Here is a 24,373-nt window from a genome sequence, read left to right on the forward strand (position 1 = left end):
CCGTGCGGCTGCGTCGACGTGAGAACGAGACGCGCGCCGGATGCGGTGGGTCGGGTCAGCTCCGCGAGTGCCCGTAGCGGTCGTAGACGCGGTTGCGGGCCGCCCGCTCGGCGGCGGGCAGGCGCTGCGCGTCGGCGATCTCGTAGACGCCGAAGGTGTCGCGCAGGCGCGAGGCCGGGTCGACCTCGACGAAGGTGCACCAGGGCAGCCAGTGGTGGTGGCTGCGCAGGGTCTGGGTCGCGAAGTCGCCGCTCTCGTGGCCGAGGCCGGGCATCGCGTAGCCGATGCTGCCGTCGACGTCGGTCGACTGGCGGGTGTTGCGGTGCAGGAACTCGGCGAAATCGAGGTAGTGCTCGTCGCCCGTGATCAGGTGCAGTCGGTAGTAGCTGTACGAGCAGGCCGCCATGTAGACGTCGGCGCCGCCGCCGAGGGTGATGATGCTCTGTCCGCTGATCGAGTACCGGTTGAAGGGATGCGCCCAGGGCGCGCGGACCGGGAAGGACCACGCGTAGGTCCAGGTCTCCGTGTAGTCGGCGGCGCGGACGGCGCCCTCCAGCCAGCGCGGCTCCTCCGTCAGGTCGTACAGCGCGAGGAAGCCGAACAGCCCGTAGATGCCCGCCTCCTTGTCCTGGATGTCGGCGTTGTCGCAGGTGCCGCCGCGGTACTCCAGGGTCCGGTGGATGTTCGCGAACGACCACTCGCCGGCGCGCACCGCGGACGCGCGGTAGCGCCCCTCCCCCGTCACGAGGTGCAGCTGCACGAGGAAGCGGATCACGCTCGGGGTGTTCGAGCGCGAGTCCATCCGCACCGAGCCATCGGCGTTGTAGGCGCGGTGGAAGCTGCCGTCGGCGTCCTGCACCTCGAGCAGCCAGTCGGCGGTCCGCCGGCAGAACTCGAGCCAGAGCGGGCGCTCGTCGCCGAGGTCGCGCAGGTGCAGGTAGGCGTCGAGGATCGCCTCGACGCCGTCGGCGAGCATCCGCAGGTAGTGCGGGTACGGCTCGAAGCCGCCGAGCGAGGGGTTGAAGCACATCCGCGGCGGGCCCGACTCGGGCAGCGCGGTCCGCGCCCAGAAGTCGACGATGCCGACGCCCTGCTCGAACGCCTCCGGCACGCCCTCGCGGTCGCCGTAGCGCAGCAGCTGGTAGCCGATGCCCGGCTGCTGCCCGACGAAGCCGAACTGGAAGGAGACGCTCGAGACGTCGAGGTCCGGCAGCTGGCAGGCGAACGGCAGGCCCCAGGAGTCGCCGTAGCGGCGGGTGAGGCGCTGGAGGATCGCCATGCCGTGGTGGAAGTGCCGCTCGTTGTCGACCTCGAACAGGTCGTCGCGGAGCCGGGCGTAGGTGCTGCGCCAGGTGGCGCGCATCATCGTCGCGAAGTCGTCGTACCGGCCGAGGTCGACCGCGACGGCGTAGCGCTGGCGGAAGCCGACCTCGACCGGGTGGTTCACCCGCTGCAGGGCCTTCGGGGCGGCGTCGTAGTCGAGGCCGGAGTAGGGGTTGTCGATCGGGCGCTCGCCGTCGGCGCCCGGGTGGACGTAGTCGATCGACAGGCCCGCGGGCGGCACGTCGAGCGGGGTCCGCACGCCGAAGCCGTAGTACAGGTAGTTCAGCGTCGTGCCCTGCGGGCGGCTCAGGCCGATCGAGCCGACGGTGCACTCCGGGTCGGTGAAGTTCTCCGAGCGGACCACGTCCAGGCGCGGGAGCGTCGCGTCGGCCGCCCAGCGCGAGAGCGCCACGGTCTCGCCGGTCGCGAGGCTCTGCGCGGCGAACAGCGGCAGCGCGTAGTGCGTCTCGGTGCGCCAGAAGTACTCGCTGCCGGGGTCGCGGCCCATCGCGTCGGCGGGCCCGAAGGCGTTGTCGCGGTACCAGGCGCCGGGGGCGAAGCACTCGTAGTCGCGGAGGTCGTCGGACCCGGTCAGCCCGAGCGAGACGGCGGTGGAGAAGCCGAGGTCGCCGCCGGCCGCCACCACCTCGACGTCGCGGTGCACGGAGAAGCCGTCGCCCGCGACGCGCCAGACGTCGGTGACGGCGAAGGCCGACCCGGAGCGGACGGTGATCGTCCCGCTCGCGGTGATCGCCCCCTCCGACAGCGAGACGGCGTCGTAGGGCGCGCCGGAGTACTCGCTGATCGCGGCGACGGTCTTGACCGTGACGCGCAGCGGCCGGTCGTTCGCGTAGAGGACGCGCTCGCCCGCGAGCACCTCGAGGCCGCCCGCCTCGACGCGGAGGGTGTAGTCGCCGGAGCGCAGTTCCACGGTGGTCCCTTCCCGGAGGGTCATCTCAGCTCTTCTCGTCGTGCTCGCGGGGGCCGGCCGATCGGGCGGCCCCCGCCGGCTCGTCCTCGAGCCGCTGCGCCCCCGGATCGAAGCGCCGCGAGCCCGGCCGGAACAGCAGCGCCACGCCGCCCTCGACCAGCCCCGCGAGCAGCAGCAGGATCGCGAACGGGATCAGCGAGATCTCGGCCCACGCGCCCATCACCGGCATCACCAGTCCGGCCGCCGTGAAGCTGACCGTGCCGAGGATCGCCGTGACGCTGCCCGCCTCGCTCGACGGGCCCTGCAGCGAGAGGTACTGCACCGGGGCGAAGCCGAGCGAGCGGCCGGCCAGCGCGAACGTCAGCGCGCCGACGACGACGAGCAGCGGCTGCGTGCCGGTGAGCGCGAGCACCGCGACCACGACGGCGCCGAGCGCCGTGACGATCGCCGAGGCGAACATCGCGAACCGGGGTCCGAACCGCGGCACGATCACCCGTCCCGTCGTCTGCCCGACCGCGATCGTCACGAGCGAGGTGACCAGGAACAGCAGCCCGTACAGGTCGGGACCGACCGCGTAGACGTTCGTGTAGAGGAAGGGAGCGGTCGCGAGGTACGCGAAGCCGACCGACCAGCCCGCGGCCGAGGCGGCGGCGAGCGCCAGCACGCGCGGCCGCCGGAGCATCCCGAAGGAGTTGCGCAGCGACGGGCCGAGCCCGCCCTGGTGCCGCCGCTCGCGGGGCAGCGTCTCGGGCAGCACCAGGAGCGCGATCACGGTCGCGAGCGCTCCCCAGGCGGCGACCGCGAGGAAGGAGCCGCGCCAGTCGATCACCTTGGTCAGCTGCGCGCCGACGGAGGGCACCAGGATCGGGAAGACCGAGACGATCACGGCGAGGTTCGCGAGCATCGTGACGAGCCGCTTGCCGCTGTAGAGGTCGCGGACGATGGCGGTGACGACGACGCCCGCAGCGGTGCAGGCGGCGCCCTGGACGAAGCGGGCCGAGAGCAGCACGGCGGTGTCGGAGGTCATCGCCGCGACGAGGCTCGCCGCGATGTGCAGCGCCGCCGAGACGCCGAGCGGCCACTTGCGGCCGACCGCGTCGCTGAGCGGTCCTGAGACGAGCTGGCCGGCCGCGAAGCCGAAGGTGGCGCCGGTGACGACCAGCTGGGCGGTCGCCACCGAGACGCCGAGATCGTCCTGCAGCGTCGGCAGGAACGGCAGCACCAGGTCGATGGTGAGCGGCCCGAAGCCGACGAGCATCGCGAAGATCGGCAGCAGGAGGCGGCCGCGGGGCATCGCCCGGACGGCGGGGGAGGCGGTGGAGGCGGTCATGAGCGCGGAGCGCAGGTCACGGAGGGGATCCTGTCCATCAGCTCCCGGCCGAGACCGGGAAGTAGAGCGAGAAGGGTTCGTCGACGACCTCGTGCAGAGGCCGGAAGCGGACGGCGGCGGGCTGGCCGACGGCGCGGTATCCGCGCAGCCACTGGGTCCACTGCCGCTCGTTGTCGGGGGCGAGCAGGGCGGGGGCGTCCTCGAGGCGCCCCCGCAGCGCGATCTCGCGGTCGACGAGGCCGGCCAGCACGATCGGGCCCTCGACGAAGGCGACCGTGCCCGGCTCGTCCGGGATCGGCACGGCGCGGATCTCGGTGCCGAAGGCGAGGTCGACGCTCGTGCGGCCGCCGGGGTGCCCGATCAGGAGCGCGCCGTCGCCCGCCCGGACGCGCTCGGCGTCGCCCGCGACCCCCGGCTCGCCGACGGTCCACTCCGGCACCCGCAGCCGCACGTGCAGCGCGACCCCCTCCTCCGAGACGATCTCGACCCGGATCCGCGAGGCGGTGGGGCGGTGCACGTCGCCCGCGGCACCCGCGTTGGCGTCCGGGCCGACGTAGCCGGCGGTGTCGAGCACCTCGACCCGCACCGCCGCGTCGCCGGCGGCGGTCGGCAGGCGCAGGCTCGCGTCGACGTGCTGCGCGATCGTCAGCTCGGCGTCGCCGCCGCGGTAGAAGACGAGCCCGGAGTGGCGCGTGTGCGCCTGCACCAGCGTGCCGTGGCAGCACCAGAAGTCCTCGGTCGGGCTGCCCCAGTCCTTGCGGGCGCCGCCCTCGAGCGGCAGGAAGTAGGCGACCATCCCGGTCCGCGGGTTCTGCTGGGCGAGGAGGCCGTTCCAGAGGTTCCGCTCGATGTAGTCGGCGTAGGCGAGGTCGCCGGTCCAGCGCAGCAGCACGTCGGCCAGCCGGATCATGTTGTAGACGACGCAGTGCTCCTGCGTCTTCTCGCCGCGGCGAGCGGCGAACGCGAAGGGCGGCGTCCAGATCTCGCCGGAGGTCTGACCGCCCGTGCAGAAGGTGCCGCGGAGGGTGACCGCCTGCTCCCAGTAGGCCTCGACGATCCTCCGCCAGCGCTCGTCGCCGGTGACCTCGTAGGCGCGGGCGGCGCCGAGGACCTCGGGGATCGTGGTGTTGGAGTGCATGTTGGTCAGCACGTCGCGGCCCTCGAGCAGGCCCTCGAAGAGGGAGCGGCGGTCGTAGCGGCCGAGCAGCTCGGTGTAGACGGGGTCGCCGGTGATCGCGAGGAGGTCGGCCCAGACCTCGAGCATGCCGCCGGTCTCGACCTCAAGGATCTCCTGGAACGCGGCGTCGTCGAATCCGCGGACCCACTCCAGCAGCGGGGCCGTGGCGGCCCGCGCCATCCGCAGCGCCCGCTCGTCGCCGAGGTCGAGGTGCAGGTCGACGAGGCCCATCAGCAGCTTGTGCATTGCGTACTGCGGCGCCCAGATGGGGCGGCCGGTCGCGAGGCGGTCGAGGTAGCCGCGCGGGATCGCCCAGATCCAGCCGCCGCCGTTCTCCTCCTGGCAGCGCTCGAGTCCGTCGAGCACGGAGTCGATCCGGACGCGCAGCAGCGGGTCGCCGGTGACCGCGACCTCGCGGGCCGCTGCGGAGAGCCAGTGGCCGAGGAAGTGCCCGCGCAGCTGCGAGCCCGGCGTCTCCCAGCCCCAGTGCCGGTCGAGGCCGCGGGCCTCGCGCGAGTCCTGCGAGGGGTGCAGGTGCCAGCCCTGGTCGCCGATCCCGGCCTCGATCAGGAAGTTCTGCAGCAGCCCCTCGTCGGTGAGCGAGAGGAGGTAGTCGCGGTTGAGCCGCCGCCGCGCGTCGAGCACCCCGCGCTCCAGGCGGGTCTCGTGCGGGGCCGGGTGGGTCAGCGGCATGGGTGCTCCTCATCGAGGCGGTGGGTGGTGGGGATGAGCGGTGCGAGCGGTGGTCGATCGGCGCGGGTCGATCCGCGCGGTGGTCCATCCGACCGAGGGTCGAGATCGATCTCTCGCTGTACTCAGACCAGGATCGACGATAGGAATGGGGACATGCAATCCCCGAGAGTGATCCATCTCGTCGCCGATGACGTGTCCGCCCTCCTCACTCAGTCGGGAGGCGACCTGCCCGTGCTGCTGCACTGGGGTCCGCGACTCGACGCGAGCGACGACGATCTCGCAGCTTTCGCAAGAACTCCCGTGCGGACGGGGATCGAGGGCTCCTCCGACGTCCCCTACGAGCCCGGGATACTGCCCGAGCACACCTTCGGCTGGGCCGGCCTGCCGGGTCTCCGGGTGCACCGGGAGGGCGCCGGCTGGTCGCCGAGGCTGACCGTGGACACCGTCTCGGTGGACGGGGAGGCCCTCGCGGAGGGCGCGGTCGCGCAGGCCGGCAGCGCCGCCGTGACCGTCGAGGCGCACGACGCGCAGGCCCGGATCGGGATCGTCCTAGAGATCGTTCTCTCTCCTGCCGGACTGCTCAGGACCCGCGTCTCGGTCCGCAACGACGGCGCCGGGCACCTCGAGGTGATCGGCGTCGACCCCGCCCTCCGGATCCCGACCGAGGCCCGCGAGATCCTGGACTTCTCCGGCCGCTGGGGCACCGAGAAGATCCCCCAGCGCCACCCCGTCGTCACCGGCACCCACTCCCGCTCCTCGCGGCGCGGCCGCACCGGCCTGGACGCGACGACGGTCGTCGCGGTCGGCACCCCCGGCTTCGACTCCGCCGACGGCCGGGTCTGGCTCTGCCACGTCGGCATCGGCGGCAACCACGAGCACGCGGTGGAGCGCGGCGACGGCTGGCTCGCCTTCCGCGGCGGCGAGCTGCTCCTGCCCGGCGAGGTGCGCCTCGCGAGCGGCGAGAGCTACTCCTCCCCCTGGATCTCCGGCAGCTTCGGCCACGGCCTCGACGCCGCGGCCGCCCGCTTCCACGCCCACCTCCGCGGGGTCTCCCGCTCCTCGCGCCGGCCGCGCCCGGTGACGCTCAACGTCTGGGAGGCGGTCTACTTCGACCAGGACCTCGCCGTCCTCGCCGAGCTGGCCGACCGCGCCGCCGCCCTCGGGGTCGAGCGCTACGTGCTCGACGACGGCTGGTTCCTCGGCCGCAGCGACGACCGCGCCGGCCTCGGCGACTGGACGCCCGACCCCGTCGCCTGGCCCGACGGCCTCCTCCCCCTCGCCGAGCACGTCCGCGGCCTGGGCATGGAGTTCGGCCTCTGGGTCGAGCCCGAGATGATCAACGAGGACTCCGACCTCGCCCGCGCGCACCCCGACTGGATCCTGCGGGCCCGCGAGGAGCTGCCGCCGCGGTTCCGCTTCCAGCAGGTGCTCGACCTGACGAACCCCGACGCGTTCGCGCACATCCTCGGCGTGCTCGACGGCCTGGTCGCCGACCTGGGCGTCGCCTACCTCAAGTGGGACCACAACCGCGACCTGATCGACGCGGGCCACCCCGCCACCGGGACGGCCGCGGTGCACGAGCAGACGCTCGCGCTGTACCGGCTGATCGACGAGCTGCGCGCCCGGCACCCGGAGCTCGAGATCGAGAGCTGCGCCTCCGGCGGCGGCCGGGTCGACCTGGGGATCCTCGAGCGCACCGACCGCGTGCACACCTCCGACAACCAGGACCCGCTGGACCGCTCGCGGATGCTGCGCTGGACCGGGCTGCTCGTGCCGCCGGAGATGCTCGGCTCGCACGTCGCCTCGCCGGTCAACTCCGTCACCGGTCGCACCAGCGACCTGCACACCCGCTGCGCGATCGCCTTCCTCGGCCACTTCGGGATCGAGTGGGACCTCCGCGAGCTGGACGCGGAGGAGGAGCCCGTGCTGGCGGGCTGGATCGCGGCGTACCGCGAGCACCGCGGCCTGATCGCGACCGGCCGAGTCGTCGGGGGCGACGACTCCGACCCCGACGCGCCGTCGCTGCGCGGCGTCGTCGCGCCGGACGGCTCGGAGGCGCTGTACACGCTGGTCACGCCCGCGCTGACCGCGGACTCGCGCTGCCGCGTCCGCCTCCCGGGCCTGGATCCGCGGGCGCGCTACCGGATCGAGACCGCGCGCCCCGGCTCGCTCGGCCCGCCCTGGCAGAGCCCGCGCTGGCTGGAGTCGACGGTGCCGCTGGACTCCGACGCCCCGGCCCCCGCCTACTCGGGGAGCCTGCTGGGCGAGGCGGGCCTGGACCTGCCGACCTTCCACGCCGACCGCGCGATCGTCCTGCGGCTCGTCCGCGAGACCGCGTGAGCACCGCCGCCGATCCCGGCGTCCTCGACACCGCCTCCGCCGGAACCGCCGCCGCCGATTCGTCCGCCACCACCCTGGAGCACCCCGTGAACAGCACCGTCACCGTCGACCTCGACCGCCCCGGCGCCACCATCAGCCGCCACCTCTACGGCCACTTCGCCGAGCACCTCGGCCGGTGCATCTACGACGGCTTCTGGGTCGGGGAGGACTCGCCCGTCCCGAACGAGGGCGGGATCCGCCTGGACGTCGTCGAGGCCCTCCGCGCCCTCGGCATCCCCAACCTCCGCTGGCCCGGCGGCTGCTTCGCCGACCGCTACCACTGGACCAACGGCATAGGCCCGCGCGAGGAGCGCCCCGGCCTGATCAACACCCAGTGGGGCGGAGTCGCGGAGGACAACTCCTTCGGCACCCACGAGTTCATGGCGCTCTGCGAGCTGCTCGGCGCCGACGCCTACATCTCGGGCAACATCGGCTCCGGCACCGTGCAGGAGATGGCGGACTGGGCCGAGTACCTCACCGGCGCGGGGAAGTCGCCGATGGCCGACCTGCGCCGCTCCCACGGCCGGGAGGAGCCGTGGACCGTCCGCTTCTGGGGGCTCGGCAACGAGACGTGGGGCTGCGGCGGCAACATGCGCGCCGGCGCCTACGCCGACCTGGCGCGGCAGTTCGGGACCTTCGTGCAGAGCGGCAACGACACTCCGCTCTACCGAGTGGCCGCCGGAGCCGACGGCGCCGACACCCACTGGACGCAGACGCTGATGGAGGTGATCCCCGAGATCGAGGGGCACCCCTTCTCCTCCGTGCCGTGGGAGTCGGTCTCGGTGCACTACTACACGATCGGCGGCAGCTGGCACGCGAAGGGCAGCGCGACCGACTTCGACGCGGACACCTACTGGAGCACGATCGTGGCCGCGCAGGGGATCGAGGAGCTGCTCCGCTCGCACGCCGCGGTGATGGACGTCCACGACCCCGAGAAGAAGTACGGGATGGTGCTCGACGAGTGGGGCACCTGGTGGGACGTGGAGCCGGGGACCCACCCGGGCTTCCTCTTCCAGCAGAACACGATCCGCGACGCGATGGTCGCGGCCTGGCACTTCGACGTCTTCCACGGCTTCGCCGACCGCCTGACGATGGCGAACATCGCGCAGACGGTGAACGTGCTGCAGGCGATGCTGCTGACCGACCCGGACGGCGGCGAGATGGTCCGCACGCCGACGTACCACGTGTTCGAGATGAACAAGGGGCACCACGACGCGACGGTTCTGCCGACCACGGTCGCCGGCCCGACGCACGCGGTCGACGGCCGCGAGATCCCCGTCGCCTCCGCCTCCGCCTCCACGAAGGACGGCCGCGTCCTGGTCTCGCTGACCAACGTCGACCTGGAGGAGCCGCTCGAGGTCTCCCTCGACTTCCGCGGTGGGACCGTGACCGGCGCGACCGGCCGCCTCCTCACCGCCGACCGCCCCGACGCGCACAACCGGCCCGGCGCCGCCGACGAGGTGAGCCCCGTCGCCCTCGAGGGCATCGAGACCACGGCCACAGGCCTGCGGGTCACGCTGCCCCCGCACTCCTTCGCGACCGTGACGCTGGAGCTGTCGTGATCGCCGCGCGCACGGAGGCCGCCCGCCGCCCGCCGATGGGCTGGAACAGCTGGGACTGCTTCGGCGCCTCGGTGACGGAGGAGGAGGTGCTCGCGAACGCCGAGTACATCGCCGAGCACCTCCTGCCGCACGGCTGGGACACGGTCGTCGTCGACATCCAGTGGTACGAGCCTGATCCCGGCACGAGCGACTACCAGGAGGTGTCGGAGCCGGTGCTCGACGACTGGGGACGCCCGCAGCCCGCCGTCGGCCGCTTCCCCTCCGCGGCGACGGGCGGATTCACGGCGCTGGCCGCGCGCGTGCACGCCCTCGGCCTCCGCTTCGGCGTGCACCTGATGCGCGGCGTCCCCCGCCGAGCGGCCGAGCTCGGCCTGCCGGTGCTCGGGTCGGAGGCGACCTGCGCCGACATCGCCGACCGCGGGAACGTCTGCCCGTGGAACCCCGACAACTACGGAGTCGACATGAGCGCGCCCGGCGCGCAGCAGTACTACGACTCCGTGATGGCGCAGCTGGCCTCGTGGGGCGTCGACTTCGTGAAGCTCGACGACGTGCTCTACCCGCCGATCCAGGCGGAGGAGATCGCCGCCCTCTCCCGCGCGATCGACGCGACCGGCCGCCCGATGGTGCTGAGCCTCTCCCCCGGCAAGCAGCTCTCGCTCGAGAACCTCGAGGTGCTGCGGTCGACCGCGCAGATGTGGCGGATCTCGGACGACTTCTGGGACGACTGGGCGCACCTGCACGAGCAGTTCCAGCGGGCCGCGCGCTGGGCGCCGCACCAGCGCCCCGGCGCCTGGGCCGACGCCGACATGCTGCCGCTGGGGCGGATCGGCGTGCGCGCGCACGTGGGCGAGGACCGGCTCTCGCGGTTCACGCCCGCGGAGCAGCGGACGCTCGTGACGCTGTGGTGCCTGCTCCGCTCGCCGCTGATGATGGGCGGGCACCTCCCGGACACGCCCGCCGACACTCTCGCGCTGCTGACGAACGGCGACGTCCTCGCGCTCCTCGGCAGCGACGGCAGCCGCGAGATCGTCCGCGACGGCGACCTGGTGGTGTGGTCGGCGTGGCGCGGCGACGAGCAGTGGCGCGGAGTGTTCTGGCTGGGCTCGTCGGCGCGGTCCTACTCCGCGCACCTGACCGACCTGGGCTGCTCCGGCGCGACCTCGGCCGTCGACGTGTGGAGCGGCGCCGAGCTGCCGATCGTCGGCGGCGCCGTCGAGCTCGAGCTCGAGCCGCACGGCTGCCGCCTGCTGCGCCTGGCCTGACGCGCGGCCGCCGGGCGGGCGGGCGGGCCCGCCTCGCCCCGCCTCGCCCCTCGCCTCGGCTCGGCTCGGCGAGAAGCCAGGACTTGTCGCACTCGACGCCCACTGCGACAACCCCTGCGCACTCGCGACCGGCCTCGGGACGCCGGACGCCCGTCGCTCCTGTGCCGAGCACTCCGAGACTCCAGGAGTTGTCGCACTCGAGACCGACTGCGACAACTCCTGCGCACTCGCGGAACCGCGATCGGAGGAGTCCGGCGAGAAGCCAGGACTTGTTGCACTCGACGCCCACTGCGACAACTCCTGCACACTCGCGAGCGGAGGCGGCGGCGGACGCGCCGAGACGACGGAGGCCGCCGCACTCGAGCTCGCGTGCGACGGCCTCCGGACCGTCAGGAGCGGGCGCCCGCGGGTCAGGACTCCGTGTCGACGAGCGAGTCGAGGTGCGCGAGGTCCTCGGACGAGATCTCGAAGTCGACGTCGGCGTTCTCGACGATGCGCGAGGGCGTCGTCGACTTCGGCAGCGGCAGCACGTCCTTCTCGAGCAGGTAGCGGATGCAGAGCTGCGCCACCGACTTGTCGTACTTCGCGGCGATCTCGCCGATGTCGGAGTTGTCGAGCAGGCCGCCCGTCGCGAGCGGCGAGTAGCCCTCCACGAGGATGCCGTGCTCCTTGCAGTACGCGGTCGTCTCGTCCTGGGTGTTGCCGACGAACCAGCGGATCTGGTTGGCGTGCGGCACCACGTCGGTCGCCGCGATCAGCGACTCCAGATCGGCGACCTGGAAGTTCGAGACGCCGATGGCGCGCGAGCGACCGGCCTCGAGGATCTCCTCCATCGCCTTCCACGCCGCGATGTTGCCCTCGCGGTGGTCGGACCCCATGTCCTGCCAGGGCCACGGGGCGTGGATGAGGTACAGGTCGACGTGGTCGAGCTCGAGCGCCGCCATGGTGGTCTCGAAGCTCGCCTTCGCGCCCTCGTAGTCCTTCACCTCGGCCGGGAGCTTGGTGGTGATGAACACCTCGTCGCGCGGGACGCCGCTGTCGCGCAGGGCCCGGGCGACACTCGCCTCGTTGCCGTAGGCGCGGGCGGTGTCGATGTGGCGGTAGCCGGCCTCGAGCGCGGCGGTCGTCGCGTCGTAGGCCTCGGGGCCGTCGGGGATCTGCCAGGTGCCGAACCCGATCTTCGGGATGGCGACTCCGTTGGACAGCGTGAACGTGTCGGTCAGGGCGGGCATGACTCTCCTCTGCATCGGTCTTCTCCGCGGGCCGCCACCGGCGGCGCCGCTCCTTCCACGCTAGGCCGGGCCCCCGGCTCGCGCGGGCCCCTTGCGCTTGGCGCCTCCGGTGCTACGCGGCCGTCGCGCTCCGGGCCGCCGACCCCGCAGAAGTCGCAGGTCTCGCGCGCGAGTACCGCGACTTCCGCGGACTCGAGCCGGCACCACCGGCCCGCCCCCCGCGAGCGGCCGGCGCCTCCCCCCTGAGGCGCCGACCGCTCAGCCCCGCGCGACCGACCAGGGGGTCCGCAGCGCCCGCTCGGCGAGGAACCGCCGCTCCCCCGTGATCGACACCTCCGCCGTCACCGCCGCGTCCGCCGCCGAGGCGCCGGCCGTCAGCCGCAGCGGTCCCGGGTCCACGGCGAGCCGGCCGTCCTCCCCCGTCACGGCGAGCCGGGCCGCGTCGACGTGGAAGTGCACCGTCAGCGTCTCGCCCGCCGCGATCGGCACGCGCGCGAAGCCGATCAGCTGCGCGACCGGCCGCACCACCGCCGAGGTCGGGTAGCCCGCGTAGAGCTGCACCACCTCGACCGTGTCGGCGCCGTCGTTCCGGAGCGATACCGCCACGTCGAGCGATCCGCCGACCGGCAGCTCCGCCGCCGTCGCCAGCTCCGTGTACGTCACCGCGCCGCGGGTCAGCCCGTAGCCGAACGGGTAGAGCGGAGTCGCGTCCAGCGCCGTGATCCCGGGGTTCGAGAGCCCGAGCGACGGCTGCAGGTACGTGGTCGACGCGGACGGGAGCCGCGGGATCTGCACGGGCAGGCGCCCGGTCGGAGCCACGCGGCCCGAGAGCACCCCGGCGACCGCGGCCGCCCCGTCCGCTCCCGGGAAGAACGCCTGCACGAGTCCGCGCGCCGCTCCGAACGCCCCGAGCGCGTAGGGCCGGCCCGAGAGGACGACCACCACGGTGGGCACGCCGGTCTCGAGCACGGCCGTCACCAGCGGCTCCTGCGCTCCGGGGAGGCGGAGGTCGGCCGCGTCGCAGCCCTCGCCCGAGGTGCCGTCGCCGAAGAGCCCGGCGATGTCGCCGACCACGACGACCGCCGCGTCGGAGCCGCGGACGAGGTCCACCGCCTCCTGCACGCCGTCGGTCGACGCGGAGGTGATCGAGCCGCCCTCCGCGAAGCGCACGCGCGACGCTCCGAACTCCTCCTGCAGCGCCGTCAGCACCGTCGGGATCGACAGCCCGAGGTCGTGGCCGGGGTGCTTGGAGAGCACGTGATTGGGGAACGCGTAGCAGCCGACCAGGCTGCGGAACTGGTCCGCGGCCGGTCCCACGACGGCGAGCGAGCCGGAGGACAGCAGCTCCGCGACGTCCTCGTCGCGCAGCAGCACGACCGACTCCTCCGCGATCCGCGACGAGATCGCGCGGTTGCGGGCACTGTCGAGGTCGACCTCCTCGGCCCCCTCGGGCACCAGCGGGCCGCCGTCGAGCAGGCCCGCCTCGAACTTGTGGCGCAGGTGCCTGGCCACGGAGCGGTCGAGGTCGGCCTCGTCGACGACGCCCTCGCGGATCAGGCGCGGCACCTCGCCGTACGCCGCCGTCTGCGGCAGCTCGACGTCGACCCCGGCGTGCAGCGCCAGGCGCCCCGCGTCGGCCGCGTCGACCGCCACGTGGTGCATGGCCTGGAGGAACGGCACCGCCCAGTAGTCGGCGACGACCGTGCCCTCGAAGCCCCAGCGGTCGCGGAGCAGCGTCGTCAGCAGGTGCCGGCTGGCGCTGCTGGGTACGCCGTCGATGTCGGTGTACGAGGTCATCACGCTGCGGGCTCCGCCGTGCCGCAGGGCGGCCTCGAACGGAGGCAGCACCGTGTCGGCGAGCTCGCGCGGCCCCATGCTGACCGGGCCGTGGTTGCGGGCGCCGCGCGAGGCGGCGTACCCGGCGAAGTGCTTCAGCGTCGCGACGACACCGGTCCCCTCCAGCCCCGCCACGTAGGCGGCGCCGAGCTGCGAGACCAGGTACGGGTCCTCGCCGAGGGTCTCCTCGACGCGGCCCCAGCGGTAGTCCTTCACGACGTCGACGACCGGGGCGAGGCCCTGGTGGATGCCGAGGGCGCGCATGTCCGAGCCGATCGCCTCCGCCATCTCGCCCACGAGCTCCTCGTGGAAGGTGGCCGCCCAGGCGAGCGGAGTGGGGAACGCGGTCGCGCCGTACGCGGCCAGGCCGGTGAGGCACTCCTCGTGTGCGATGGCCGGGATGCCGAGGCGGCTGCCGGAGACCACGCGCTCCTGCAGCTCGCGGAGCCGGCGGACGCCCTCCGGGACGGTGACCGGCTCGGTGCCGAACACGCGGGTCAGCTGGCCGAGGCCGCCGGTGAAGAGGTCGTCGCCCGCGGCGGGCCCGTCGTCGAGCTTCGGGGCGAAGTCGTCGGCGGAGTCGGTGAGCCAGACGGAGCCGAGCTGCGCCGCCTTCTCCTCGAGGGTGAGTTCCTGGGTCAGGAGGCGGGCGCGCTCGGCCGGAGGCAGAGCGCGGTCCCGCCAGTCCCGCCCGGGAGGACGCGCGGCGTCCGTCCCGGGCAGTGCTGGGGAAGCGTCGTGCATCAGCCCTTGAACGCCCCGTCCATGATCCCGGACACCATCCGGCGGCCGACGAAGAAGAACGCGATCAGCAGCGGGAGGGTGGCCATGAACGATCCGCCCATCGCCAGGGCGACGTCGATCGAGCGGTTGGCCTGCAGCTGCTTCAGCGCGATCTGCACCGTGAACAGCTCCGGCGACTTGAGGACGATGAACGGCCACATGAAGTCGTTCCAGACCGCGGTGAAGGTGATCAGTCCGAGGACGAACGCCGCGGGGCGGACCACCGGGAAGGCGATGCGCCAGAACAGCTGCCACGAGTTGGCGCCGTCGATGCGGGCCGCCTGGATCAGCTCGTCGCTGACCGTCGTGGACATGTGCTGCCGCATCCAGAAGATGCCGAAGGCGCTGGCCAGTCCCGGCACGATGATCGCCTGGAGGGTGTCGACCCAGTCGAGCGCCGAGACGATCAGGTACTGCGGGATGATGCTCAGCTGCGCCGGCACCGTCATGGTCAGCAGCACGATGAGGAACAGCACGTTGCGGCCGGGGAACTGCAGCTTCGCGAAGGCGAAGCCGGCCATCGCGCAGAGGATCGCCGAGATGACGGCGATGCTCAGCGACACGATGAGGCTATTCAGCATCGAGGCGATGAACGGGACGGTGTCGAACACCTTCTCGGCGATCGCCATGAAGTTCGTGCCCGGGTACAGGCGCGGCGGGATCGACGTGACGGCGGTCGCTCCGACCGACGCGACGACGAACATGTAGTAGAGCGGGAAGATCGAGACGAGCACCGCGATCACGAGGAAGACGTAGGTCGGCCAGCCGACTCCGCCGCCCTTCCCGCGCCGCTTCGGCAGCTGTGCCTTCTGGACCGTGGGGGCCAGCGTCTGCGGGACGGCCTGGTCGATCACATCCGACATCAGACGGCCTCCTTCCGGGTGCGGGTGGAGAGGTAGAAGTTGAGGAGGGAGACGAGGACCACGATCACGAACAGCACGACGCCGATGGCGGATCCGTAGCCGAACTTGAACTGGCCGAAGCCCTGCTCGTAGAGGAAGAGCGCCAGCGTCTGGCACTGCCGGCCGGCGCCGCAGGTGAGGCCCGATTCGGGAGCCACCAGGAGCGCCTCCGTGAAGATCTGCAGACCGCCGATGGTCGACATGATCACGGTGAAGACGATGATCGGGCGCAGCGCCGGGATGGTCAGGTGGCGGAACTGCTGCCAGCTGGACGCGCCGTCGACGGAGGCCGCCTCGAACATCTCGCGGGGCAGCGACTGCAGGCCCGCCAGGTAGAGGAGCGTGTTGTAGCCGAACCAGCGCCAGAAGACCATCGTCGAGATGACGATCCAGGAGCCGTAGTTCGTGGCGAGGAAGTTGATCGACGGCAGTCCGAAGATGCCGAGGAACCAGTTGATCAGGCCGAAGTTCTTGTCGAAGATCTGCGCGAACACGATCGCGGTCGCCGCGACGGAGGTGATGTACGGCACCAGCAGCGCCATGCGGAAGAAGTTCGCCCAGCGGAGGCGGGCGTGGTTCAGCAGGTGCGCGAGGAAGAGGGCGAACAGCAGCTGGGGCACCGTCGAGATGATGAAGATGCCGAAGGTGTTGACCAGCGCGTTCCAGAACCGGGAGTCGGCGAAGAGCTGCTGGAAGTTCGCGATGCCGACGAAGGTCTGCTCGCCGATCGGGTTCCAGTCGAAGAGCGAGACGTAGAACGTGAACAGGAGCGGGAAGAGCCCGAAGACGATGAAGATGATGAAGAAGGGCGCGACGTACGCGTAGGGGGCGATCCGCTCCGAGAGGGAGTTGCGGATCCGCGCGGCCTTCTGGACCGGCGCGCTGGGCTGCTTGCGGGGTGGTGCTGCTGTCACCGTTGACACGGGAGTACCTCCGTCGAGAAAGGGGGGAGGGGCCCGGCGCGCGAGGCGCCGGGCCGCTCGGGTGGGTGGGGCGATCAGCCGCCGATGGCCTGCTTGGCCGTGTCGAGTGCGGTCGACCACGCCTTGTCGGAGGTCACGTTGCCGGCCTCCAGCTCGACGAGGGTGTTGAGGAGCGCCCCGTTGATCGGGGTGGTGTCCGGTCCGTTGTAGAAGGACGGGAACTGCTCGACGGAGGTGGCCATGACCTCGCCGATCTTCGAGTCGCCGAAGAACGGGTCGGTGTACGACTGGACCTCTTCGCTGGCGACCGCCTCGGTGGCGGCGGGCAGCGTGCCCGAGGCCTTGAAGTGGTCGGTCTGGCCCTCGGCCGACATCATCGTCTTGATGTACTGCCAGGCGGCCTCGGGGTGCTCGGCGCGGGCGGGGATGGCGATGACGCTGCCGCCCCAGTTGCCGCCGATGCCGGGGACGCTGGTGACGCGCCAGTTGCCGGCGGTGTCGGGGGCGTCGGTCTTGATGCCGGCGAGGATCCAGGAGGGGGCGATCGTCACGGCGAAGGCGCCGTTCGCGCGGCCCGGGGCCCAGCCCGAGGACCAGGCGGCGATGCCGGCGCTGATGCCGGCGTCCTTGGTGTCCACGGCGACCTGGAACGCGTCCTTCACCTGCGGGTTGGTGTCGTAGACCAGCTCGCCGTCGGGCGAGTAGTACTTCTCCGAGACCTGGTTGACGGTCGAGAAGAAGACGCTGGTCTCGATGTTGTCGACGAACGGCTTGCCGGTCGCCTCGGTGTACTTCTTGCCGGTCTCGATGAAGGACGGCCAGTCCTTCCAGAGCTCGGCGACCTGGTCGGGCTCGGTCGGCAGGCCGGCCTGCTCGAAGAGGTCGGCGCGGTAGGCGAAGCCCAGTCCGCCGACGTCGGTCGGGACACCCACGACGGAGCCGTCATCGGCGGTCGCGGCGGAGGCGGCCCACGGGAGGTAGGTGGAGGCGACGTCGTCGCCGCCGAGGGTGCGCAGGTCGAGGAAGTTCGAGCTGTTGGCGACGAACTGGGGCAGGTCGTCGTTCTGGATCATGACCAGGTCGGGCACCTTGCCGCCGGCGAGGGCCGCGGTGAGGGCGGTGGCGGTCTCGGTCGTGCTGCCGACCTCGGAGAGCTTGATCTTCGCGTCGGGCATCTTCGCGAGGTACTCGTCGACGCTGTCCTTGGCGTTGATGCCGGTGAAGGACCAGAAGGTGGCTTCGGCGTTCGGGTCGTCCGAGGCGCCTCCTCCCCCTCCGGACGAGCACCCGGTCAGGGTGAGCGCGACTACTGCTGCTGCGGCGGCTACGGCCGTCAGGCTTCTTTTCACGACAATTCCTCTTCGTTGGGGATTCGCAGGGTTTCGGTGAGGGCGGGCCTCAGAGAACGATCTCTTGGCGGCCAACCTAACCCGCCCGCGAGCACGATGCAAGCGAGAACCGGTCTCCGCGAGATAACGATCTCCGCCTAGTATCAAAGGGAAGTTTCGCAAATCGAGCAGTTCCGGACGGCCGCCCGCCGCCCCGTGCGAGTCTTCACTCCGACGCTCTCCCCACCGTGCTCCGCGGGGAGGCGCGGAAGCCGGAACCTCCCCTCGCAGAAGGAAGCAGCATGACTCGACCCACGCTGGTGGACGTCGCCCAGGCCGCGGGCGTCTCGCGCGCCACCGCCGCCCGGGTGCTCGCAGGCGGCACCAATGTCGACGTCCGGATGACCGCCGCGGTCGAGCGCGCCGCGAAGTCCCTCGGCTACGAGGCGAACAGCGCCGCCCGGATGCTCCGCGGCGGGCGGGCCGGGGCCATCGCCCTGATCGTCGCCTTCAACGAGCTCGACAGCCTCACCGGGACGTTCTTCACCTCGGTGCTGAAGGGCGCCGCGAAGGGCCTGTACGCCGGCGAGGTGCAGCCCGTGCTGCTGCCCGCCGACCACGACGACAGCGACCGCATCCCCCGCTTCCTCCGCTCGCGGGCCGTCGACGGCGCGATCGTGATCCTCCAGCACGAGATCACCCACCTCGCCCAGGCGCTGGCCGACTCCCCCGTGCCGATCGCCTGGGTCGGCCGCCCGCGCGTCGCCCTGCCCGAGGACGCCATCGTCATCGACTCCGACAACTACGGAGGCGGCCGCCTCGCCGCCCGCGCGCTCGCCGACTCCGGCCGCCGGCGCCTGGGCATCATCGCCGGCCCGCACGACATGGAGCCCGCCCGCGACCGCATCCGAGGCTGGCGCGACGAGCTCACCGAGCTCGGCCTCGACTCCAGCCCGATCGTGCACGGCGCCTTCACCCTCGAGAGCGGTTCCGCCGCGATGGCGCGCCTCCTGCAGCGCCACCCCGACCTCGACGGCGTCTTCGCCTCCTCCGACCTGATGGCCAACGGCGCGATTCGCGTCCTGCAGGCGTCCGGCCGCCGCGTCCCCGCCGACGTCTCCGTCATCGGCTTCGACGACGTCGTCATCGCGACCACCTCGGATCCGACCCTCACGACCATCCGGCAGCCCCTGGAGGACATGGGCCGCGTCGCCGCCGAGACCGTCGTCGCCGTCGTGCAGGGCCGCCCGGTCGACCGGCAGCCGATCCTCGCGACGACCCTCGTGCAGCGCGAGTCCGCATGACCCCGCCTCCCCCGCACCGCCTGATCGTCAGCACCGACGCCGCGAACGAGGCCGACGACCAGTTCGCGATCGTCCAGGCGCTGCTGTCGACCACCCTCGACGTCCGCGGCCTGGTCGCGGCGCACTTCGGCCGGCCGGGGAGCATGTCGGAGTCGCGCGCCGAGATCGACCGCATCGTGGAGTTGGCGGGAGCGACGGTGACCGTCGTCGACGGCGCCGAGTCGGCCCTGCCCGCCGAGGCGTCGGACGGCGCCCGCCTGATCGTGGCCGAGGCGCTGCGCGACGAGGGCCGCCTGTGGATCGCCGTGCTCGGGCCGCTGACCGACGTCGCCGCCGCCCTGCTGCTCGAGCCGTCGATCGCCTCCCGCGACATCGTGGTCGTCTGGGTCGGCGGCCCGCCCTACGACGAGATCCCCGCCTACAGCCCCGAGTTCAATCTGATCAACGACGTCGACGCCGCGAACCGCGTCCTCGAGTCGGGCATCGCCCTCTGGCAGATCCCGATGCCCGTGTACTCCGGAGTCGGAGTCGGGCACGCCGAGCTGCGGACGCGCCTGCGCGGAACCAGCTCCCTCGGCGACTACCTGGTGGACCAGCTGATCGCGTTCAACGACACCATCCCGTACGGGCCGCTCGACTTCCGGTCGCTGGGCGACAGCCCGGCGATCGGCGCCGTGATGAACCCCGCCGGCGGACGCTGGCGGGAGCGCCGCGCGCCGCGGTTCTCCGCGGACGGCGAATTCCTGCCCGACTCCGGGCCGTACACGATCCGGGTCTGCGAGGCGTTCGACACCCGCTGGCTGATCGAGGACCTGTTCGCGAAGCTCGTGGAGTTCGGGGAGCGGGCGGGCGCTGGGCGCTAGCAGTTCCCCCGGCGAATACTTCACTGCGAGAGTCCGGTAGACGAACCGGGGCCTCGTGCCGGCGGACACGCCTCCGTGCGCCGCGGCCAGGCTCCTGCGACTAGGCGTAGAGACGCAGATCGCTTTCGAGGAGCGACTCCGCTCTCAGTTCCTCTATGAGCTTCTGGAGAGCCTCCACCGCGAGCGTCTCGGAGTCCTCAGAATTCGCCGCTGCGTGCGCGGCTCTCAGCACCGCTTGATATCTGGCATAGATCGCATCCTGGGCATAGACGGCCTCGAGCACGTCTCCTAAATCCAGGAAATATCGGTAGAGAGTTCCTATCCCGACACCCGCACGTGCGGCCACCTCGGCAGTCGTCGCCCGATCTCGGCCGGCGTCGATGACGACGTCCCGTGCCGCCGCGACGATCGCCGCTCGTGAGCGACGAGCCCGATCCTGAGGAGGTTCCGCCGGTCTTCTGCGATAGTTCGAACTTGTCATGAGCACAACAGTGCCACCTCTCCCTTAGAACGTGAAACATACTCATGTGGTCATTTCGAGATCGTTCGGCGCGGATTCCGGCTACCGCACCGCTTCTGTCCTTCATCTCGGAGCGAAGCCCACCGCTTCCGCGCAAAATGAGCCCGCAAGCCGGGTCCGATTTGGCTTTCAAGTACAACCAGAGTCGCACTCACTAAAAGGCGAGTACAACTTCATATCCAAGTGCGCCACTTATCCCGCCACTCGGACGATGACTCTTGACACTCACGAGCCTCAATGAGACGGTTCTGCGACTGCGGATGCAAGCCTGCGTCCGTCGAGAACCCGCCGATTGAAGGGAAGTACGACATGTCGTCGATCGAACTCAAAACCCTCTCCGAAAAGATCCGAGGTCTTGCATGCGTGGCCGCAGTACTTCTTGGCGCCGGAGCAGCCGCACCGCTCTCGACAGCAGCCCCGACAGAAGATCCGTGGGCGGATATGCGCGCCGGCTATGCATCACTCGGTACCGAACCTGCCACCGTCGAAGCGCTGGTCTCCAAACTCGAAAGCGGACAGCCCGTGGACGCATTCTTGGGCGCGGAACCCGTTTCGTCTCACTCCTACGTTCAAATAGGAGATGGCCCGCTAGCCGACGACGGAGACCTCGTGACAATGTCGATCTTTCCGGACGGTTCCGCGAACACTGTTGCAGTGGAGAGCCCATCCGGCACTCCTGGAGGAGTCGCCACAATGGCTCAGATCGGCGGTTGCTCCGTGCAGACGGGCTCGGGATACCAGAACTCGAATGGGTGCTCGGTCACAGCGACATGGTCGGCCGGCGCGATCCAGGCCGGGTTCGTAGCCAGCTACTCACTTATTCAGGGCGGCCACGATCAGATCATCGGAACAGGCATGACGTGGCAGCGATGCAGCCCGATGACGTGCTCGAGCCCAACTTTCACGGTCAAGAAGATGAGTGAGGGGTTCTCCGGCCCGGCAGTACTCCGAGGACAGAGCGACGTGACGGCTCCTTGGGGAAGCTGGAACGTCTGGGTTGCTCTGAATGTCGGCGGAGACCGCGCCTGGGCGACCCAGTCCTAAGGAGAACATCAATGAGTAACGTGACAGATGAGATCAGCCCAGGGCTTGGACTCGACATCGCAAGCTATGCCTGGATCACATTGTATGTAGCACTGACCACGCTGGCTCTCGTGGTCAACTGGAGGCGCTCCGCTCCACGTGGTGAGAAGTTGGCCTGGCTCCTGGTCACTGTTCTGATTCCGCTTGTCGGCGCCGTGACTCTCCTTGTTTATTCTGTTATCCGTTCGCGTCGAGATCTTGGCGAGTAATAGTTCTAGACAATAAACGCACTTATCGATGATAGCCGCAGGGAAGCACCTGATGAGGTGTTCCCTGCGGCTATCATCCATGTTGCGCCCCACCCCCTTGCGAGCAAAGTATCCACACGACCCGAAGCCGCCATCTAACGCTTCAGTTCTCTTGATCTTGGAAGCCAAAACGCCATGTGGAACCCGGAAGATGTTTATCATTCTGGTCGTTTCATCTCAGACCTTGAAGAATTCGAGGGGAGAGGGAGATCGCGCGACACAAGTACCTACTCCTCACAGCGGAGGACTGGCGCCGGCTGGAGTGCCTGGTCGCACGAGACCTCGGGCGGCTTGTACGAACGGCACTGTCCGCGACACGGGTATAGGCAGCTCTCGCGGACTGGCCCAGTGACGCCCGAAAAGCAGAACTCTGCGACGTATCCCTCCCCGCCGCCCAGGACGCGGCGTCGACGGGCATCGGCTCCACGGCCGTCTCCGGTCGACACCGTGACCACTTGCACCCGCTGAACCGATCCGAGAAGGCGGCTCGCACGGTCCGCTCGCGGCTACGAGCATTACTCTGCCAGGCTAGGTTTGCGCCGCACAGAACAGGGCGACGGGCCGGGAGTGGACGACTGCTGGAAACAAGACGGCCGCCCTTTCCCTCTGCTTGGATATACCCCTGATGGCACAGACGCTGACTCTGATCGATGATATGAACGGCTCCGCGATCGCCGCCGGTGGAACCGTGAAATTTTCGATCGAGGGCGTGAACTACGAAATAGATCTGTCCGCGGAGAACGCGGCCGAGCTGCGCGGTGTTTCCGAGAAGTACGCGACCGCCGGCCGCCGCGTGCGCCGGGAACGCTTCGCGGCGCCGTCCGCGTCCTCTGCCCGAACGCAGAACGGCCCGCAACGGCTGAAGGCGATCCGGGAATGGGCGGCTGAGAACGGACACGAGGTGTCGCCGCGCGGCCCCATCCCCGCACGCGCGCAGGAGGCCTACGACGCGGTCCACTGAATCGGCGTCACCGTCGGCGTCCGCCGTCGCCTTTCACGATCCGCACAGGACCGGGTCCATGCAGTCCAGCGGATCGCGACCACAGCGCAGTCCCCTACCGGGATGCCGACTGCTCTCCAGTAGCCGCGCGCCCAGCCGCGTCCGCCTGGTGGCGATAGAGCGTCGCGCGACTCCACCCGACGAGACGGGCAGAATCCTCAGCCGTGCGGCCATGCGCTCGAGCGTCCGCGGCGATCGCGAGCTTGTCCGCGACCACCGCAGGATCCGACCGAGGACGGCCGAAGCGCGTCCCGCTCGCACGGGCAGCGGCGATGCCGGCGTTGACTCGCTCGACGATGAGCTCCCGCTCATACTCCGCGAGCGTGGCGAGCATGTTCAGCATCAGCCGACCGGCCGACGTCGACGGATCGATGCCGTCGGAGATCGACCGGACCTGCACGCCGCGCTCACGCAACAGGTTCACCGTGTTCAAGACGTCGATCAGCGACCGGCCGAGCCGGTCTACTCTCCAGACGACGACGGTGTCCCCGTCCTCGGCGTACTCGAGGAGCTTCTTCATGCCGCGCCGCTCGACCGCGGTCTTGCTGCCGGACGTCACATCAGCGAACACGTCGCGCTTCTGCACGCCGGCCGCAACGAGCGCGTCGAGCTGCAACTGTGCGTCCTGACTCGACGTACTCACACGCGTATAACCTAGAAGCCTCACGAGCACATTCTGACTCGGAAAGCCCCTCCGGGCACCCTGCTGAGACGAAGTACTGCGAGACAAATTGTTGAGACGGCGAGACCTCCGCCGTTCCGGCTCAGGCCAACCTCGGAACGACCCCCAGTAGACTGTCTCAGAAAGCTAATGTTTTCTGAGCAGGCTATTCCGCTCCAGTCTGCTGTGCTTCTCGAGCTTCGATCACGAGTTCGGCGATCTCCGCCGCGATCTCGTCAATGGAGGTGTCACTGGTCGATCGAGCAAATTTGTCGGCGAGGGACGGGCTGTGTGCTGAGACGGCGGCGTGGTCGACGTTGTGCCAGACCGGCAGCAGGTTCTGCTGCCCGCCAACGGTGAGGGTGACGATGCCGTCGAGTTCGTATTGCGGCCAGCCCTTCGAGAAGTAAGCGTCGCTGAACACGACCGCAGCGAAGCGGCTGCTGCGGAGCCCGCGGTCGATGCGACGTCGAAGGCTGTCGCCAATGCGAAGCTCGGCCTTGTCGAGCCACACCGAGACTCCCCGGTCTTGAAGGGCCTGCGCGAGGGGGAGCGCGACGTCGACCTTGTCTTCGCTGGCATGGGAGAGGAAGACGTCCCAGGTGCGCCCGTCGAAGTCCGCATCCGACTCAGGCGGAAGCGGACGACGGACGGAGACCTGCCCCGATACGCCTCGTTCCGGTGCCGATCGGTACTCGGGCAGATTCCCGCGAGGAGGCGGCTCTACCGCGACTGTCGCGTTAATGCGGCCTTTCGCACCGCCGAGGTCGATGGCGAGATACCAGTGCCCATTGGACGGCACCGTGAGTCTTGCAGGGCTCCTCTTGATGAGTCCTCCGGCGTACCGGAACCGTCCACCTCGGCTCGCCGCATAGGTGCGGTAGTTCGACGAATCCATCAGCAGGACGTTGGCCTGTTGGCGCAGGGTGACGACGACCGTCGCACCCTTCTTTAACTGCCCGAGATCCTTCTTGAGATGTTCCACACCTTGAGCCTACGAGCGACCTCCGACGCGTTGGCGGGGATCGGTGAC

19 protein-coding genes are annotated in these 24,373 nt (G+C 70.5%); 8 read left to right on the forward strand and 11 right to left on the reverse strand.

Annotated elements, in window-relative coordinates:
- Nucleotides 1–55 precede the first annotated feature (55 nt).
- The 3 genes from C5C49_RS04095 to C5C49_RS04105 are packed head-to-tail and all read right to left on the reverse strand — an operon-like array spanning nt 56 to nt 5,454.
- The gene (locus C5C49_RS04095) at nt 56–2,278 is read right to left on the reverse strand and encodes a hypothetical protein (protein ID WP_219814569.1); all 2,223 of its coding nucleotides are present in this window, start codon (nt 2,276–2,278) and stop codon (nt 56–58) included.
- Between the two features lies 1 nt (nt 2,279).
- On the reverse strand, nt 2,280–3,584 hold the full coding sequence (locus C5C49_RS04100) for a multidrug effflux MFS transporter (protein ID WP_104345482.1): 1,305 nt from the start codon (nt 3,582–3,584) through the stop codon (nt 2,280–2,282).
- Between the two features lie 37 nt (nt 3,585–3,621).
- Nucleotides 3,622–5,454: a beta-L-arabinofuranosidase domain-containing protein gene (locus C5C49_RS04105; protein WP_104345483.1), complete on the reverse strand. Its 1,833-nt coding sequence runs from the start codon at nt 5,452–5,454 to the stop codon at nt 3,622–3,624.
- A 153-nt stretch (nt 5,455–5,607) separates the two neighbouring features.
- Between C5C49_RS04105 and C5C49_RS04110 the strand changes: the two genes are divergently transcribed.
- From C5C49_RS04110 to C5C49_RS04120, 3 genes are read left to right on the forward strand one after another with little or no spacing between them, the layout of a single operon-like run.
- Nucleotides 5,608–7,794 carry an alpha-galactosidase gene (locus C5C49_RS04110; RefSeq protein WP_104345484.1) on the forward strand — a complete coding sequence of 729 codons (2,187 nt, stop codon included), beginning with the start codon at nt 5,608–5,610 and terminating at the stop codon, nt 7,792–7,794.
- Nucleotides 7,791–9,395, forward strand: coding sequence for an alpha-L-arabinofuranosidase C-terminal domain-containing protein (locus tag C5C49_RS04115; RefSeq protein ID WP_308471224.1), 1,605 nt, complete (start codon nt 7,791–7,793; stop codon nt 9,393–9,395). Before C5C49_RS04110 ends, C5C49_RS04115 begins: the two co-directional genes overlap by 4 nt.
- Nucleotides 9,392–10,657, forward strand: coding sequence for a glycoside hydrolase family 27 protein (locus tag C5C49_RS04120; RefSeq protein ID WP_258068371.1), 1,266 nt, complete (start codon nt 9,392–9,394; stop codon nt 10,655–10,657). The genes C5C49_RS04115 and C5C49_RS04120 overlap by 4 nt, the downstream gene beginning before the upstream one ends.
- A 410-nt stretch (nt 10,658–11,067) precedes the next feature.
- Here C5C49_RS04120 and C5C49_RS04125 read toward each other — a convergent pair whose 3' ends face one another.
- The 5 genes from C5C49_RS04125 to C5C49_RS04145 form a co-directional block, all read right to left on the reverse strand.
- On the reverse strand, nt 11,068–11,889 hold the full coding sequence (locus C5C49_RS04125; RefSeq protein ID WP_104226493.1) for an aldo/keto reductase: 822 nt from the start codon (nt 11,887–11,889) through the stop codon (nt 11,068–11,070).
- Between the two features lie 258 nt (nt 11,890–12,147).
- On the reverse strand, nt 12,148–14,469 hold the full coding sequence (locus C5C49_RS04130; protein ID WP_104345485.1) for a glycoside hydrolase family 3 N-terminal domain-containing protein: 2,322 nt from the start codon (nt 14,467–14,469) through the stop codon (nt 12,148–12,150).
- Nucleotides 14,469–15,371 (reverse strand): carbohydrate ABC transporter permease, encoded by a 903-nt coding sequence (locus C5C49_RS04135; RefSeq protein ID WP_104224678.1) that lies wholly within the window; start codon nt 15,369–15,371, stop codon nt 14,469–14,471. The genes C5C49_RS04130 and C5C49_RS04135 overlap by 1 nt, the downstream gene beginning before the upstream one ends.
- The gene (locus C5C49_RS04140) at nt 15,371–16,324 is read right to left on the reverse strand and encodes a carbohydrate ABC transporter permease (RefSeq protein WP_104340276.1); all 954 of its coding nucleotides are present in this window, start codon (nt 16,322–16,324) and stop codon (nt 15,371–15,373) included. The genes C5C49_RS04135 and C5C49_RS04140 overlap by 1 nt, the downstream gene beginning before the upstream one ends.
- A gap of 83 nt (nt 16,325–16,407) precedes the next feature.
- Nucleotides 16,408–17,682, reverse strand: coding sequence for an extracellular solute-binding protein (locus tag C5C49_RS04145; protein ID WP_104226495.1), 1,275 nt, complete (start codon nt 17,680–17,682; stop codon nt 16,408–16,410).
- A gap of 281 nt (nt 17,683–17,963) precedes the next feature.
- On the opposite strand from C5C49_RS04145, the gene C5C49_RS04150 reads away from it, so the two are divergent.
- On the forward strand, nt 17,964–18,965 hold the full coding sequence (locus tag C5C49_RS04150) for a LacI family DNA-binding transcriptional regulator (RefSeq protein ID WP_104224675.1): 1,002 nt from the start codon (nt 17,964–17,966) through the stop codon (nt 18,963–18,965).
- Nucleotides 18,962–19,828 (forward strand): nucleoside hydrolase, encoded by an 867-nt coding sequence (locus C5C49_RS04155; RefSeq protein WP_104345486.1) that lies wholly within the window; start codon nt 18,962–18,964, stop codon nt 19,826–19,828. Before C5C49_RS04150 ends, C5C49_RS04155 begins: the two co-directional genes overlap by 4 nt.
- Nucleotides 19,829–19,928: 100 nt before the next feature.
- On the opposite strand, the gene C5C49_RS04160 is transcribed toward C5C49_RS04155, so the two are convergent.
- On the reverse strand, nt 19,929–20,309 hold the full coding sequence (locus tag C5C49_RS04160; RefSeq protein ID WP_146084835.1) for a TetR/AcrR family transcriptional regulator: 381 nt from the start codon (nt 20,307–20,309) through the stop codon (nt 19,929–19,931).
- 348 nt (nt 20,310–20,657) lie between these two features.
- On the opposite strand from C5C49_RS04160, the gene C5C49_RS16705 reads away from it, so the two are divergent.
- The 3 genes from C5C49_RS16705 to C5C49_RS04170 all read left to right on the forward strand — a co-directional run bounded on the left by C5C49_RS16705 (nt 20,658) and on the right by C5C49_RS04170 (nt 22,640).
- The gene (locus tag C5C49_RS16705) at nt 20,658–21,392 is read left to right on the forward strand and encodes a hypothetical protein (RefSeq protein ID WP_146084836.1); all 735 of its coding nucleotides are present in this window, start codon (nt 20,658–20,660) and stop codon (nt 21,390–21,392) included.
- Nucleotides 21,393–21,403: 11 nt separating this feature from the next.
- Nucleotides 21,404–21,640, forward strand: coding sequence for a PLDc N-terminal domain-containing protein (locus C5C49_RS17495; RefSeq protein WP_104247058.1), 237 nt, complete (start codon nt 21,404–21,406; stop codon nt 21,638–21,640).
- A 664-nt stretch (nt 21,641–22,304) separates the two neighbouring features.
- Nucleotides 22,305–22,640 carry an Lsr2 family protein gene (locus C5C49_RS04170; RefSeq protein WP_104345488.1) on the forward strand — a complete coding sequence of 112 codons (336 nt, stop codon included), beginning with the start codon at nt 22,305–22,307 and terminating at the stop codon, nt 22,638–22,640.
- Nucleotides 22,641–22,734: 94 nt separating this feature from the next.
- Here C5C49_RS04170 and C5C49_RS04175 read toward each other — a convergent pair whose 3' ends face one another.
- Together C5C49_RS04175 and C5C49_RS04180 are read right to left on the reverse strand one after the other, a co-directional pair.
- Nucleotides 22,735–23,346 carry a recombinase family protein gene (locus C5C49_RS04175; protein WP_104345563.1) on the reverse strand — a complete coding sequence of 204 codons (612 nt, stop codon included), beginning with the start codon at nt 23,344–23,346 and terminating at the stop codon, nt 22,735–22,737.
- Between the two features lie 160 nt (nt 23,347–23,506).
- The gene (locus C5C49_RS04180) at nt 23,507–24,325 is read right to left on the reverse strand and encodes a DUF1883 domain-containing protein (protein WP_104345489.1); all 819 of its coding nucleotides are present in this window, start codon (nt 24,323–24,325) and stop codon (nt 23,507–23,509) included.
- Between the last annotated feature and the right edge of the window lie 48 nt (nt 24,326–24,373).

It is taken from the genome of Rathayibacter sp. AY1E2, assembly GCF_002932325.1.
Taxonomy (GTDB): domain Bacteria; phylum Actinomycetota; class Actinomycetes; order Actinomycetales; family Microbacteriaceae; genus Rathayibacter.

What these genes read in the sequence shown, in the direction of transcription:
- C5C49_RS17495 (WP_104247058.1), top strand. Translation starts at nt 21,404, where the DNA reads ATGAGTAACGTGACAGATGAGATCAGCCCAGGGCTTGGACTCGACATC.
- C5C49_RS04095 (WP_219814569.1), bottom strand. Translation starts at nt 2,278, where the DNA reads ATGACCCTCCGGGAAGGGACCACCGTGGAACTGCGCTCCGGCGACTAC.
- C5C49_RS04125 (WP_104226493.1), bottom strand. Translation starts at nt 11,889, where the DNA reads ATGCCCGCCCTGACCGACACGTTCACGCTGTCCAACGGAGTCGCCATC.
- C5C49_RS04160 (WP_146084835.1), bottom strand. Translation starts at nt 20,309, where the DNA reads ATGACAAGTTCGAACTATCGCAGAAGACCGGCGGAACCTCCTCAGGAT.
- C5C49_RS16705 (WP_146084836.1), top strand. Translation starts at nt 20,658, where the DNA reads ATGTCGTCGATCGAACTCAAAACCCTCTCCGAAAAGATCCGAGGTCTT.
- C5C49_RS04105 (WP_104345483.1), bottom strand. Translation starts at nt 5,454, where the DNA reads ATGCCGCTGACCCACCCGGCCCCGCACGAGACCCGCCTGGAGCGCGGG.
- C5C49_RS04155 (WP_104345486.1), top strand. Translation starts at nt 18,962, where the DNA reads ATGACCCCGCCTCCCCCGCACCGCCTGATCGTCAGCACCGACGCCGCG.
- C5C49_RS04150 (WP_104224675.1), top strand. Translation starts at nt 17,964, where the DNA reads ATGACTCGACCCACGCTGGTGGACGTCGCCCAGGCCGCGGGCGTCTCG.
- C5C49_RS04170 (WP_104345488.1), top strand. Translation starts at nt 22,305, where the DNA reads ATGGCACAGACGCTGACTCTGATCGATGATATGAACGGCTCCGCGATC.
- C5C49_RS04135 (WP_104224678.1), bottom strand. Translation starts at nt 15,371, where the DNA reads ATGTCGGATGTGATCGACCAGGCCGTCCCGCAGACGCTGGCCCCCACG.
- C5C49_RS04100 (WP_104345482.1), bottom strand. Translation starts at nt 3,584, where the DNA reads ATGACCGCCTCCACCGCCTCCCCCGCCGTCCGGGCGATGCCCCGCGGC.
- C5C49_RS04130 (WP_104345485.1), bottom strand. Translation starts at nt 14,469, where the DNA reads ATGCACGACGCTTCCCCAGCACTGCCCGGGACGGACGCCGCGCGTCCT.
- C5C49_RS04110 (WP_104345484.1), top strand. Translation starts at nt 5,608, where the DNA reads ATGCAATCCCCGAGAGTGATCCATCTCGTCGCCGATGACGTGTCCGCC.